Source organism: Mariniradius saccharolyticus AK6, assembly GCF_000330725.2.
GTDB lineage: Bacteria > Bacteroidota > Bacteroidia > Cytophagales > Cyclobacteriaceae > Mariniradius > Mariniradius saccharolyticus.
The window spans coordinates 1-13,284 of sequence record NZ_AMZY02000010.1 but is presented as its reverse complement, the minus strand read 5'-3'; the positions used below and the strand labels follow the sequence as shown (position 1 = coordinate 13,284).

Below are 13,284 nucleotides of genomic sequence, written 5' to 3'. Positions count from 1 at the left end.
AGCAATTGTGTTATTTCACCATTGGATCAATCAAGATCATGTTAAATCAAATCATAAAATTCTTCCTTGAAAATCGGCTGGTCACCTTCCTTTTGTTGGCGGGTATCCTTCTTTGGGGCATCGTTGTCGCGCCGTTTAAGTGGTCGGTTCCTTTTCTACCTAATGACCCTGTACCTGTAGACGCGATTCCCGATATCGGTGAAAACCAGCAAATTGTATTTACCGAATGGATGGGCCGCTCGCCGCAGGATGTCGAGGACCAAATCACCTATCCGCTCACTACTTCCCTGCTGGGAATGCCCAGTGTCAAGACCATCCGGAGCACTTCTATGTTTGGGTTTTCATCCATCTACATCATTTTCGAGGAAGATGTCGAGTTTTATTGGAGCCGCTCGCGGATATTGGAAAAGCTCAACTCACTGCCTGCGAGTTTGCTTCCAGAGGGAGTCCAACCAAAGTTAGGACCTGATGCGACCGGTTTGGGGCAGGTATTTTTCTACACCCTAGAAGGTCGGGATCCAAGCGGCAATCCCGTTGGTGGTTGGGACCTGCACGAATTGCGCAGTGTACAGGACTATTATGTGAAGTATGCCCTAGCTGCCAGCGACGGCGTATCGGAAGTGGCCACTATCGGCGGTCATGTGATGGAATACCAGGTTGATCTAGATCCTGTGGCCATGAAATCCCACCAAATCAGCATGATGCAGGTGATGGATGCGGTGCGAAAGTCCAATTTGGACATTGGCGCCAACACGATGGAGATCAACCAAGTCGAATATATCATCCGCGGCTTGGGCTATGTAAAGACGATCGAAGATATCGAATCCGCTGTCGTTGCAGTCAGCAACAACGTTCCCCTGCGGATACGGGACATCGCCAAAGTAAACATTGGCCCCGCCTCTCGGGTGGAGCGTGCGGTCCTTGACAAAGGTGGCGCCGAGGCGGTTGGTGGCGTGGTAGTGGCTCGATATGGTGAAAACCCCCTGCTTGTGATTGACGCGATCAAATCCAAAATCAATGAAATTTCTCCGGGTTTGCCTTCCAAGACGCTTGCTGATGGGACTGAGTCGAAGGTGACGATCGTGCCCTTCTACGATCGATCCGGATTGATCAAAGAAACCTTGAATACGCTCAACGAAGCCATCATTCTCCAGATCCTTATCACCATACTCGTGATCATGGTGATGGTTTATAACCTAAGGGCGTCTTTTCTGATCTCCGCACTTTTACCCTTAGCAGTATTGATGACGTTCATTTTCATGAAGTATTTCGGGGTAGATGCCAATATCGTGGCACTTTCTGGGATAGCGATTGCGATCGGTACGATGGTGGATTTGGGGATTATCCTCAATGAGAATATCCTCCGTCATTTTGAAACCGCCCCGGACGGCAAGAGGAAGCTGGAGGTGATCTATGAGGCTTCTACTGAGGTCGGCTCTGCAATCGTCACTGCAGTGATGACCACGATCGTGAGCTTTTTGCCGGTCTTTACATTGGAGGCTGCGGAAGGGAAGCTATTTGCGCCGCTGGCCTACACAAAGACATTTGCCTTGGTTGCCTCCCTGATTTTCACCTTGGTGTTTATGCCCATGTTTGCATCTTTGGTCTTTGGGAGAAAGGGGCAAACATTTCCCTATCGCTTGGCACTGCAATGGGCACAGCTGTTGGCCGGAATCTTTCTTGTTTTCTTTTTTCCTTGGGCCGGAATCGTGTTAATTGCTTTCGGGGCAAACGCGTTGGTGCATCATTATTTCCCTAAAGTGCTTCAAAACAGCCGGTGGAAAGATCAAATCAACATGTTGATCGCCGTTATCGCAGTGACATTCTTGTTGGCAATTGAATGGAGACCACTTGGATTTACACAATCCCTTTTTGTCAATTTCCTTTTTATCGGCTTGGCGGTAGGCTTGGTCTTGGGCGGATTCAGTTTGTTTTTGAGGTACTATGGAAGGATTTTGACTTGGTGTCTCGATCATGCCCGCGCCTTTCTCCTGATACCATTCGGGCTAGTTTTGCTCGGGCTGAATATTTGGCTGGGATTCAGTACGGTTTTTGGATTTATTCCAAAGGGTTTTGATCAAATCGGATGGAACGTTAGGACGAGCTCGCTTTGGTCAGGCTTGGTACATTCTTTTCCTGGTATGGGTAAGGAATTCATGCCATCGCTTAATGAGGGCTCATTCCTCCTGATGCCGACTTCCATGCCCCACTCAGGTGTGGAAGCCAATATGCAGATCGTCAAGCAACTCGACATGCTGGTGCAGGCAATTCCCGAAGTGGAAATGGTCGTGGGAAAGGCGGGACGTGCCGAAAGCCCTCTTGACCCTGCCCCGATGTCGATGTATGAAAACATCATCAATTATAAAACCGAATTCCTTCAGGATGAAAACGGGCAGAAGCTAAGGTTCAGGGTAGATAACGATGGGTTTTTTGAATTGAATATTGACGGGAAATCGTATTTGCACGATCGCGTTTCGAGGTTGATTTGGGACAAGGATTTTCAATACCTGCCGGATTCAGAGGCGAGAGAGATTTCAGGAAAACTAAGACAATATCTTGTGCCTGATCCTAGCCGTGGTCAATACTACCGACAATGGAGGGACGAGATTAAAACGGCTGATGACATCTGGACTGAGATCCAATCCCGTACTTCGAATATCCCCGGCGTGACCGCAGCGCCTAAATTGCAGCCTATCGAGACGCGCTTGGTCATGCTGCAGACAGGTATGCGCGCGCCAATGGGATTGAAGGTTTTTGGTCCCGACCTCGAAAGCATAGAATCCTTCAGTATTCAAATCGCCAATGTGCTGAAGGAAGTCCCTTCGGTCAAAGCTGAGGCGGTTTTCGTGGATCGCTCCTTGGGCAAGCCCTATTTGGAAATTGACTTGGACAGAAATGCGTTGGCGCGGTATGGCCTCAATATCTCGGATGTACAGGAAACCATTGAGGTTGCCGTCGGGGGCATGGCCTTGAGCACGACTGTGGAGGGCAGGGAGCGTTATTCGATACGCGCAAGGTATGCTCGGGAATACAGGGACAACTCGGAATCATTGAAACGAATTCTTGTGGACACTCCATCTGGAGGTCCGATTCCCTTGGAACAGCTTGCCGCGATCAACTATCGACCGGGGCCGATGATGATTCGCGGGGAGAATACCTTTTTGGTCGGCTATGTGATGTTTGACAAGCGGGATGGTTTTGCCGAAGTGGCGGTGATAGAAAGCTGCCAAAATCTGATCAATGAGAAAATCAGGACGGGCGAACTCCAAGTGCCCGCGGGGGTCACCTTTGTATTTTCCGGTACTTATGAAAATCAGGTTCGGGCAGAGAAGCGCCTCGCTTTTGTAATTCCACTTTGCCTCGCGGTGATTTTCCTGATCCTATATTTCCAGTTTAGGTCCACGGCCTTGGTTATGATGGTTTTCTCGGCGATCGCCATGGCGTTTGCAGGGGGGTTCATGATGCTTTGGTTGTATGGACAGGCTTGGTTTCTGGATTTCGACCTTTTTGGTACAAATATGCGGGAACTCTTCCAAGTGCGCACATTCAATTTATCTGTGGCAGTCTGGGTTGGTTTTATTGCGCTTTTTGGGATTGCGACAGACGACGGCGTAGTCATGGGAACTTACCTGAAGCAGAGTTTTGACCAAAACCTACCCAGATCCAAGGCTGAAGTAAGGGAGGCAGTTTTGGAAGCAGGTTTGAAGCGGGTCCGACCATGTTTGATGACTACTGCGACGACTCTGTTGGCATTATTGCCGGTGCTGACGAGCGCAGGTCGGGGTTCGGATATCATGATTCCGATGGCGATTCCCACATTTGGTGGGATGACGGTAGCCTTAATTTCCCTGTTTATTGTCCCAGTCCTTTTCGGGAAATACAAGGAATGGGAATTGAAAAGGGAGGCAAAGAATGAAGGTGTTTGATGGAGTTTTGGCAGAAAACAGAAAAAATCATAGATATGATGGATAGACATATAATCAGAAAAGTTGCCGCCAGAGTAATGATTGTTGCGGGCTTGGGCTGGATTTGCGTACAGAGTACTGTACAGGCGCAGGAAGGCTTGCCGGAATATCTTGAAATGGCGATGCAAAACAACCCCGCTATTCAAGCCAGTTTCAAGCAATACGAGGCTGCTTTGGAGAAAGTCAACCAAAAGGGTGCTTTGCCCGATCCACAGTTTTCGGCCGGGATTTTTCTACGGCCGATGGAACTGCTCATGGGCAATCAGCGGGCAGAGATGTCCCTGATGCAGATGTTTCCTTGGTTTGGCATGAACAGGGTTCAAAAGGACGAGGCTATGCTGATGGCCGAGGCAAAGTTCCATGCATTTAGGGAGGAGAAAAACCGGTTGGCCTTTCAGGTAAAGGAGGCCTATTACCAAATGCTGCTGCTTGAAAGCAACATAGATGTCACAAGCGAAAATCTGGAGCTGCTGCACATCATGGAAGAGCTTGCCCTGATCAAGTATCAAGGAGGTGAAGTCTCCGCAGCGGCCACTTCCCTACAAAATGCAATGCGCTCCGGACCAAGCGGGCCAAAGTCAGCACCTCGACAAGACGGAATGGGGATGGGAAACCAAGGCAACGCTGCATCTGCACCGATGCCCGCCCAAAGCCAAGCGATGAACTCGATGGAATCGACCGGTTCGGGGAAAATGACCGATATTATGCGGATTCAGGTGCAGAAGATGGCATTGGAGAACGAAATCAAGCAGGCATCTGAAAGTCTAAGAGCATTGAAGATTCGTTTCAACCAACTCATTGGCAGGCCTTATCAATCCGATGTAAGGCTTCTTTTTCCAGATATTTCGGCCTCTACCATGATGTTGGATAATTCTGACAGTATTTGGGTGAATAATCCCATGCTCAATATGTTGGAAAAAGAAGGCCAAGCCTATAGGGCGCAAGCCGAAATGGCGAAGTTGGAAGGACGGCCAATGATGGGACTTGGGCTCAACTATATGGTGTTTTCTCCGCGTCCCGAATCAGGGATGATCGGAGGCATGGACGGCATGGAATATATGCCATCCGGGATGGGTAACAACATGGTGATGCCGATGGTAACCCTGTCACTTCCCATTTACAGGAAGAAATACAAATCTATGCAGCGGGAGGCCGAACTTTGGAGGGACAACGCCACGCTGCAAAAACAATCGGTCTTGGAAAACTTGGAAACTGGATTTGAAGCCGAACTGGTGGCATTTCAAAATGCCCAAAGAACACAAATGCTTCTTCAGGAACAGGTAAAAATGACCCGCCAAATCCTCGAAATCCAAGTGACATCTTATGCTTCGGGAGAGGGTCGATTGGAAGATATACTATCTATCATGAAAGAGTTGATTGCTTTCGATCAGGAGTTTACCAATTCAATGGTCGAGGCGCACACGGCCCTTGCCCGCTTGGAGGCATTGATCGGGATTTGACCAAATTTTGAATTTCAATAATCAAGAATATGAAGACGAATAAAAATATCATCATAATCATTCTCGGCTGCCTGTTTTTCGGTGGCGTCATCGGTTGGCTGGTCAGGGGTGACGGGAAGGTGGAAAATGGTACAATCCAAGCTGAAGCGGATGGCGAGACTATATGGGTTTCACCGATGCATCCCCATATCCGACAGAATGAACCGGGAAACTGCCCGATCTGTGGCATGGAACTGGTTCCACTAAGCCAGTTTACCTCAAGCACCAATACAGATCCCTACATTTTGGAAATGACACCCGAGGCAGTTGCTTTGGCAAATGTCTCGACCACACAGGTTTACGGTGGGGATGCGGGACGTTCAATCGAGTTGGTTGGTAAAATCCAACCCAACGAGCAGGGTATCCAAAGCCTTACCGCCAATTTCTCAGGGAGAATCGATCAGTTGTTTGTCAACTTCACCGGGGATGTGGTACAGAAAGGTCAGAAATTAGCTACCGTGTATTCTCCAGATTTGATCAACGCACAGCGGGAGCTGCTCGAAGCTGCCAAGATCAAAGATAGGCAGCCTGCGCTTTACGAGGCCGCGATCCAAAAACTTAAGTCTTGGAAGCTGACTGATGCACAAATTGCGTCGCTGCAACAAAACGGACAGGTCCAAACCCAATTCGACATCATCTCAGACAAGGCAGGAATAGTGAGCCAAAGAAACGTTGCTTTGGGCGATTTTATAAGCCGAGGTCAGTCTATGTTTGAGATCCTCGATTTGGGAAAAGTGTGGGTAATGTTGGACGTCTACGAGTCGGATATTGCTTCGGTGAAAATGGGCGACCTGGTCAAATTCAAGGTTTCCGCCTATCCCGATAGAGATTTTTCTGCCAAAGTGAGTTTTGTCGATCCCGTACTCAATGAGCAAAGCCGCACGATAACCGTCCGCGCCGAAGCTCCAAATCCAGGCTATCAACTCAAACCGGGCATGTTTGTCAACGCCACGATCCAATCCGCAAAGATCGGCAAATCAGGGATCTATGTACCCAAGTCAGCTGTCCTATGGACAGGACCACGATCAGTCGTTTACGTCCAGGTCGGGTCGTCTGAGAGTCCCAAGTTTCAGTTGAGGGCGGTGGTACTTGGACCACAAGCAGGAAATGCCTACTTGGTGACGAGTGGGTTGGAATTGGGAGAGGAAGTGGTGAGCAATGGCGTTTTCGCGGTGGATGCTGCGGCACAGCTTTCCGGGAATTTCAGTATGATGGCCCTTCCCGAAAAGGCCCCTGCGACGCCACTCGGTTTTCAGCAATCTTTGGAGAAAATCATCGGAGCCTATTCGGATTTAAAAGATGCCTTTGTGAAATCTGACGCAGGATTGATTGATGCGTTGATTTTACCGCTCGCCAAACACATCGACGGCGCAAATATGGCTGAACTGCAGGGCAAGGAGTCCACGAAATGGACGAATAGTGCGGCAATTCTTCAGAAAAGCTTAAAGGGAATCCAGTCAAATACTGACTTGGAGCTGAAAAGGAAGGAATTCGAGACGCTTTCTGAATCCCTGATTTCTGTTGTGGAGTATTTCGGTAATGGAGAGATGCAACTCTACAAACAGTTTTGCCCGATGGCATTTGGTGACAAAGGCGCAAACTGGCTTAGCCTGCAAAAGGAGATCAGAAACCCCTATTTTGGAGACAAGATGTTGACCTGTGGGGAAGTGAAGAAGACCTATTCTCCAAAAAAACCGATCTAAAGGGATGCTTGCTGCAAGGACTGGATTTGGAATCCACTGGATTGCGAAATGCTTCGCTTGAGCTGTTCGTCGAGCTTTTTTGCTTCCTTTTTGATCATTTTCAGAAAGTGCAATGTCTCGGCGGCAGGAGCTTTAGGATCTACAATCTCCAAGATTCCAAGGATATTGGCCAATTTGGCCCTTATCAAATGGGACTGGTTGAAGGTGACTGTGTGAAGCAGCCTTTGTTGGTGTAGCAGCAAGTGCTCGGTTTTTTTCTTTTCAGAAATATCGAAGAAGCATCCAGCCATCGTTGCAGGGTGGTTATCCGCGGCCCATTTTAATACCTTGCCATAGCCGAGTACCCAAACGTCTTGCTTATGGCGGTTCCTTATACGAAACTCGCAGTGAAAGGGGATTTTCCCCCCTGACCCAAAATGTTCTTGCAGGGATTTCTCAACAAGATTCCGGTCGGCGGGATGAATATGTCGTTTCCATTTGATAGCCTTGGTATCACCCGAATGTACGTGGTAGCCGAGCATTTCGGTAAGGGAAAGGCTCAGCTGTTCGGTATTCTCAGCCATATTCCAAATCCAAAACCCAATCAACGTATCGTTCAAAATGCCCTCCATCAAGTCGTGCTTGGCATGTACCTCGCTCAAGTCGCTCGGGAAATCGACAGATCGCTCTTTCTTTTCCTCCATGATATGACCTATGGCGGTGATAATGGGCTCGCCTTGGTTGCCAAAGGAAATCGTAAATTCCCATTTAGTCCATTCCAGGTCGTTTCCGGTGCGATTTACCTTTCTAAGGTCCAGCGTGAATTTTCTATTTCCTTCGGATAAGGATTTTTCCAAATAATATTCATATGTTGAAAAGTCCTTGAAATAGAGGAATTCAGAAAAGGAAAGCCCCTTCATAGGTTTATCTATGAAGGGACAACTATTTTCAAAATGGGCGTTACAAAGCGAAATATTGCTTTTTTTGTCCAGAATGAGGAAATAGTAGTAATCAGAAAGTTGAAAAAAATCTTCCATTGGTGAGGCGTCTACTGAATTGTCTCGTCTATAAGCGCCAAAGGTAGAAAAAGAAAACAAGATGCACAAATACTAATTTAAAAAGCAAAAAATAATATTTGAAAATAGAAACTGTTATGAATCATTCCTATTTATTAAACCGTCAAGAATTTGGATCCCAGGAGCATATCGGCAATCTAATGAGCCTAGAAGATGCGATGGAACTGCTTAAAGATTGGGTCAAAAACGAAAAACTACTCTTTCATATGCAGCAAGTGGGGCATTTGATGAAGAAATATGCGGAATCGAGAGGGTATGATCCCGCAATACAGCACCTTTGGCATTTGTCGGGGCTGCTGCACGATGCCGATTGGGACCAATGGCCCGAGCAGCATTGCCGGAGGATCATAGAGGAACTGGAAACAAGGCAAATGGATCCGCGTATCCTGAGAGCCATCGCCAGCCATGGACCGAGATATTTTGGGGTAGAGCCAGAGTCAGAGATGGATAAGATGTTGTATGCTTTCGACGAGCTTTCCGGTTTTGTCCATGCGTACTCACTGATGCGGCCACAGGGATATGACGGCATGGAAGTCAGTGGTGTCAAAAAAAGGCTGAAGGACAAGACCTTTGCCGCACAGGTCAGCCGGGAGGACATCGCGGACGCTGCCGCAAAAGCGGGAATTGCCGTAGAGGACTTGATCAGGTTTGTAATTGATAATCAGCTTAGACAAGTTTAGACAGCCTTTTTGGGCTAGATGCGTCTTCATAGATTTAAATCTGATATCCCAATGAAGGTTGAAAATCACTCTAGTGAATACCCAAGCGTAAGACTGTTTGATTCTCCGTCGTCAGTCCCTTTTGCATAGGTCCAAAAGTCTGATTCAGCTTTGAAAAACAGGCCGGTATTTGATGCAACGAAAACCCTTTCTCCAAAAAGACGAACGTCGTTCAAATCTGCAAACTCCATACCTTGGGTGTCAATTCTCTTAAAGTTGATGGGATCACCGGAGTAATCATTGAATTCCATCGCTTCGAAGAGGTTGTTGCCTCCGAAAAAGGTTACCAGTCGGTTTCCTACTGCTCGGAACTGCATTCTAAATGGTAGCTTTGCAATTGGCCTTAGGTCTTCTAACGATCCTGACAAAGACAGGTACAAGTTGGTGTCGTCCCATGCCACAAGTTTGCCATTTTCGAGAATGGTATGTCCCAAGTGGTAGAAGATTCCGTCAAAATTTGCATTGACTTTTGACAGCTTTCCGGTTTTATCTACAAAGTAGGTTCCTGCATTTGACCCGCAGTTATGGACAAAGGAAACTAACCAACCTTCTCCGAAACGACTCATTTTTCCCGGGCTATCTATATCACAATTTGGGTTTCTGACTCCAAGTTGCGAAATGTCGACCTTGATGATACCTGTGGTGTCCTGAGGTAGGCCGAAGTTGCTCGCATGTTTCTCCAGGTCAAAAATGTATAGATTTCGCTGATTTTTCACATGAACAAAAGCCAAGAGCAGATTGTCATTCAATTCAAAAAGGCCTAGGTTTTCTCCTCCCCACATATACGCATCACCGAGGGTTTGACCCAGCGCGTTTGGCAGGAAGATGCTCTCCGGATTTCTCGGTTGGTTGACGTAGTACAAAATAAATGAGTTCAAGTAATTGCTCACGCCGACTACGTAATCCTCGCTGAAAGATTGAAGATGAACTTGATTGTTTAATGCGTAACAGCAAAGCTGCTCAACGGATAGATCATCGGAAATATACCCTGGATTAGACCGGTCAGAGTAAAACAACCGATTGGAGAGTACTTCAATTCTTCCGACGTTGATCGAATTTCCGGCAAAGTTTCCATTTGGAACTCTTTGGAATATTTCGTTTGCTTTTTCCGGCTGCGGATCTTCGTTTTTGTTGCAAGAGAAAAAAACCAAGGCCATGGCGGCAATCAACGACAATCGGGATATTGTACTCATATTGGTAATAGGGTGCTGGTCCAAACGATGCAAATATACTTAGTTTCAACGAAATAAATCGATTTTAAATTGAATTCTTCATCTGCCAACGAAATGATAATAAAAAAGGGGCTTATTCGGCCCCTTCTTCATATTCTCTTAATTCTGCCTCCACCTGCTTCAGTGGCTTTAGGTTAGCCGGAATCGGCGGATTGAGTTCCTCATCCTTTTCATAGGGGAAAACTTCAACGATCGGACTCTCCGTCACGTCGGGCACCCGGAAGGTAACGAGCATATTGTTGAGGCTTTCGTGGATTCTCTCGTAGGCTTCCTTGACGTTGTGGGCGGTCACAAGCATGTATTGGGTCACCTTTTTTTCCTTGCCGCTATCAGCATCCGCGATGACATAGGTGATTTTGCACTTGTGCCAAATGTCGATGTCTTCATAATGGAACACGTCGACAAAGTTGCTTTTGCTGATATTAGTCACCTGAAAGTCGCCCCTGATGGTCGAGCCGAGCATATCATAAATCCGTGCTTCCGCTTCTGTAAAAGAGACTGCATCCACGAGGTATTGTTCGGAGACATTCTTGAGCAATCCTTGCTCGTTTTCTTTCGCATATTTAACCCTGCACAAAAACCAAGTTCTCATCAAGCTACTATTTAAAATTGATGGGGCGAAGGTAATCGATCGGATGCGAAGCCACAATGGAAAATTGGATTTAGATTTCCCGAAGAAATCTTTTATATTTTGTCAATCATCCAGCCTATGTGGGAGCGAATAATTTACAGTTTTCCTCTTCAGCTTTTTTTTCTACAACTCAAGAAAAATCTGTTGTTGTTGTCGTTTTGGGCACTTCTTTTCCTGATTGTCTCCCAAAATTTCGGCACCGTTTTGGGTATTCCGTTTCTGTTCCTTGATCCGGAATACCTGAATGCCGTGTCTTGGCAGGGCTTTTTCATTATCGGCGTGGCATTGGCCATTTTCACAATGGCGTTTCACATGACCGCCTATATCTTGGATGGGACCAAGTTTAAATTCTTGGCAATTGTCGAACGACCGTTTATAACCTTTTGTATCAACAATTCCATAATTCCCCTCAGCTTTTACCTGCTTTATGTGATTTCCTTTTTGTCCTTCCAACTAGACAACGAGCATGAAAACAAGTGGATAATCCTACATTTTTTCTTTGGCTTTACTGCAGGGACCATGACGACGCTGACCGTCTTGTACGCCTACTTCAGGTGGACCAACAAGGATTTTTTCGTGTTGTTTGCGGGGAGCGTGGAGAAAAGGCTGCGCAAAACCACGCTTCCACGGGCAAATATGCTCAAGCGGATATCTGAAACCAAAAAAGCAAAGAACAAGGTCCTCGATTACATCTCCATTGAGATGCGGTTCAAAGAGGTCAGACAGGACTTGGCGCGATTTGAAGCCCATCAGCTGCTCAGGGTTTTTGACCAAAACCACCTCAACATGGTGGTCATCCAGATAGTTTTGATCACCACGGTGTTTATTCTGGGTTTTTTCCGTGAGTCTCCATTGCTTCAAATTCCCGCGGCCGCAAGTTCCCTGTTACTCTTGGCAATATTGGTTATGGCTGTTGGCGCGATTGTGTTTTGGTTGCGGGATTGGTCGATTCCGACTTTTTTTGCGGCATTATTGCTTTTCAATCTCCTATCCGGTACAAAAATCCTGAACCGGCCGCATGCGGCGTTTGGATTGGATTATCAAAAAGAGCCAGTCGAATACAGTACCACACATTTGCAGGACATACTCCACCAGGATTCGGTGGAAAGTGATAAAGAGCGCACGCTCGGAATATTGGAAAATTGGAAGAAGAAATTTCCAGCGGGAACGAAACCCAAGATGGTGTTTTATGCTGTATCGGGCGGAGGGCAACGGGCGGCTTTGTGGACGCTACGCGTGATGCAGGAGGTGGAAAAGGCGAGCGGTCAGCAGCTTTTCGCCCATACACAGATGATAACCGGAGCTTCGGGCGGTTTGATAGGAGCGGGTTTTTTCAGGGAGCTTTACCTGCGGTCGAAACTGGACTCGGCTTTCGATGTCAGTGATTCCAAATACTTGGACCAAATTTCCGCAGATAACCTTAACCCGATTATTTTCACACTTTTGGTAAATGACCTGCTCATCAGAAACCAACATTTTGAATACAACGGTCGGAAGTACCTGAAGGACCGGGGCTATGCCTTCGAGCAGCAGCTCAACTCGAACACCGAGGGCATAATGGATAAGCCAATAAGTGCATACCGCGAGCCCGAACTGGTGTCCAAGATCCCTATGATGCCGATTACGCCGCTCATCACCAATGACGGCAGAAAACTGATTATTGCGCCGTATTCTGTTTCCTTTCTGGGAATATCAAATGAAAGGCTGGAAGGGCGCCGGGAAAAAAGCCAAGCTATTGATTTTCAACGTTTTTATGCTGCACACGATGCCGGAAATCTTCGGTTTATCAGTGCGCTACGGATGGGTGCGACCTTTCCCTTTATCACACCCAACATCCAATTACCATCAAATCCGATAATGCAGACCATGGACGCAGGCCTTTCTGATAATTTCGGAATCCAAGATGCCTTAAGGTTTATCTATGTTTTTCATGATTGGATCGAGGAAAATACATCGGGTGTCGTTTTGGTAGCGATCAGGGACTCGGAAAAATTCCAGGCAGTGGAGCGCAAAAAGCTGCCTACATTTTTGGAGAAGCTCTTCACGCCACTCAAAAACATCTACATCAATTGGGACAATGTACAGACATTACACAACGAAAATGCTTTTACTCGCGTGCAGGAACTTATGCCTTTTCCTATTCAAAGGATTGAGTTCGAATATTCGACCCTTCAATTCCTGCAAGATCGCGGCTTGGCGGATGAGGACGGGGTATTTAATCCCAACCAACAGGAAATCCTGCGTGCCTCTCTCAACTGGCGCCTAACGGCAAGGGAAAAGAAGTCGATCCTGGACAACATCAACAACAAATTCAACCAAGAGTCGCTTCGAAAAATTAGGGAGATCAGGTTTTTGGAGTAGCGCCTTTGTTGGATTTGGAGACTACACCGTAGTGGCAGCTTTATTTTTAGGCATATTACTGGTAAATAGTTGGTAAAACTTCTTCAAAGAAGCTGAATTACAATTACTTACAAAGGGTT

At 46.9% G+C, this 13,284-nt stretch carries 8 protein-coding genes; 5 read left to right on the top strand and 3 right to left on the bottom strand.

The window, feature by feature from the left end; translation table 11 throughout:
* The first annotated feature begins 38 nt into the window (after positions 1-38).
* From C943_RS09305 to C943_RS09295, 3 genes are read left to right on the top strand one after another with little or no spacing between them, the layout of a single operon-like run.
* Complete coding sequence (locus C943_RS09305) at positions 39-3,926, top strand: efflux RND transporter permease subunit (RefSeq protein ID WP_008626970.1); 3,888 nt, start codon at positions 39-41, stop codon at positions 3,924-3,926.
* A gap of 38 nt (positions 3,927-3,964) precedes the next feature.
* Positions 3,965-5,425 (top strand): TolC family protein, encoded by a 1,461-nt coding sequence (locus tag C943_RS09300; protein WP_245545528.1) that lies wholly within the window; start codon positions 3,965-3,967, stop codon positions 5,423-5,425.
* A 29-nt stretch (positions 5,426-5,454) separates the two neighbouring features.
* On the top strand, positions 5,455-7,167 hold the full coding sequence (locus tag C943_RS09295) for an efflux RND transporter periplasmic adaptor subunit (RefSeq protein ID WP_008626968.1): 1,713 nt from the start codon (positions 5,455-5,457) through the stop codon (positions 7,165-7,167).
* On the opposite strand, the gene C943_RS09290 is transcribed toward C943_RS09295, so the two are convergent.
* The gene (locus C943_RS09290) at positions 7,164-8,066 is read right to left on the bottom strand and encodes a PAS domain-containing protein (protein WP_008626967.1); all 903 of its coding nucleotides are present in this window, start codon (positions 8,064-8,066) and stop codon (positions 7,164-7,166) included. The genes C943_RS09295 and C943_RS09290 overlap by 4 nt on opposite strands.
* A 233-nt stretch (positions 8,067-8,299) precedes the next feature.
* On the opposite strand from C943_RS09290, the gene C943_RS09285 reads away from it, so the two are divergent.
* Entirely contained in the window at positions 8,300-8,902 is a 603-nt protein-coding gene (locus tag C943_RS09285) for a hypothetical protein (RefSeq protein WP_008626966.1), read from the top strand.
* Positions 8,903-8,967: 65 nt separating this feature from the next.
* On the opposite strand, the gene C943_RS09280 is transcribed toward C943_RS09285, so the two are convergent.
* Positions 8,968-10,134 carry a hypothetical protein gene (locus C943_RS09280; protein WP_040479927.1) on the bottom strand — a complete coding sequence of 389 codons (1,167 nt, stop codon included), beginning with the start codon at positions 10,132-10,134 and terminating at the stop codon, positions 8,968-8,970.
* Between the two features lie 112 nt (positions 10,135-10,246).
* On the bottom strand, positions 10,247-10,765 hold the full coding sequence (locus tag C943_RS09275) for a DUF4494 domain-containing protein (RefSeq protein ID WP_008626964.1): 519 nt from the start codon (positions 10,763-10,765) through the stop codon (positions 10,247-10,249).
* A 117-nt stretch (positions 10,766-10,882) separates the two neighbouring features.
* On the opposite strand from C943_RS09275, the gene C943_RS09270 reads away from it, so the two are divergent.
* Positions 10,883-13,165: a patatin-like phospholipase family protein gene (locus C943_RS09270; protein ID WP_008626963.1), complete on the top strand. Its 2,283-nt coding sequence runs from the start codon at positions 10,883-10,885 to the stop codon at positions 13,163-13,165.
* Positions 13,166-13,284: the final 119 nt, after the last annotated feature.

Excerpts from the sequence above, each read along its gene's own strand:
- C943_RS09305 (WP_008626970.1), top strand. The coding sequence starts at position 39 with ATGTTAAATCAAATCATAAAATTCTTCCTTGAAAATCGGCTGGTCACC.
- C943_RS09300 (WP_245545528.1), top strand. The coding sequence starts at position 3,965 with ATGGATAGACATATAATCAGAAAAGTTGCCGCCAGAGTAATGATTGTT.
- C943_RS09295 (WP_008626968.1), top strand. The coding sequence starts at position 5,455 with ATGAAGACGAATAAAAATATCATCATAATCATTCTCGGCTGCCTGTTT.
- C943_RS09290 (WP_008626967.1), bottom strand. The coding sequence starts at position 8,066 with ATGAAGGGGCTTTCCTTTTCTGAATTCCTCTATTTCAAGGACTTTTCA.
- C943_RS09285 (WP_008626966.1), top strand. The coding sequence starts at position 8,300 with ATGAATCATTCCTATTTATTAAACCGTCAAGAATTTGGATCCCAGGAG.
- C943_RS09280 (WP_040479927.1), bottom strand. The coding sequence starts at position 10,134 with ATGAGTACAATATCCCGATTGTCGTTGATTGCCGCCATGGCCTTGGTT.
- C943_RS09275 (WP_008626964.1), bottom strand. The coding sequence starts at position 10,765 with ATGAGAACTTGGTTTTTGTGCAGGGTTAAATATGCGAAAGAAAACGAG.
- C943_RS09270 (WP_008626963.1), top strand. The coding sequence starts at position 10,883 with ATGTGGGAGCGAATAATTTACAGTTTTCCTCTTCAGCTTTTTTTTCTA.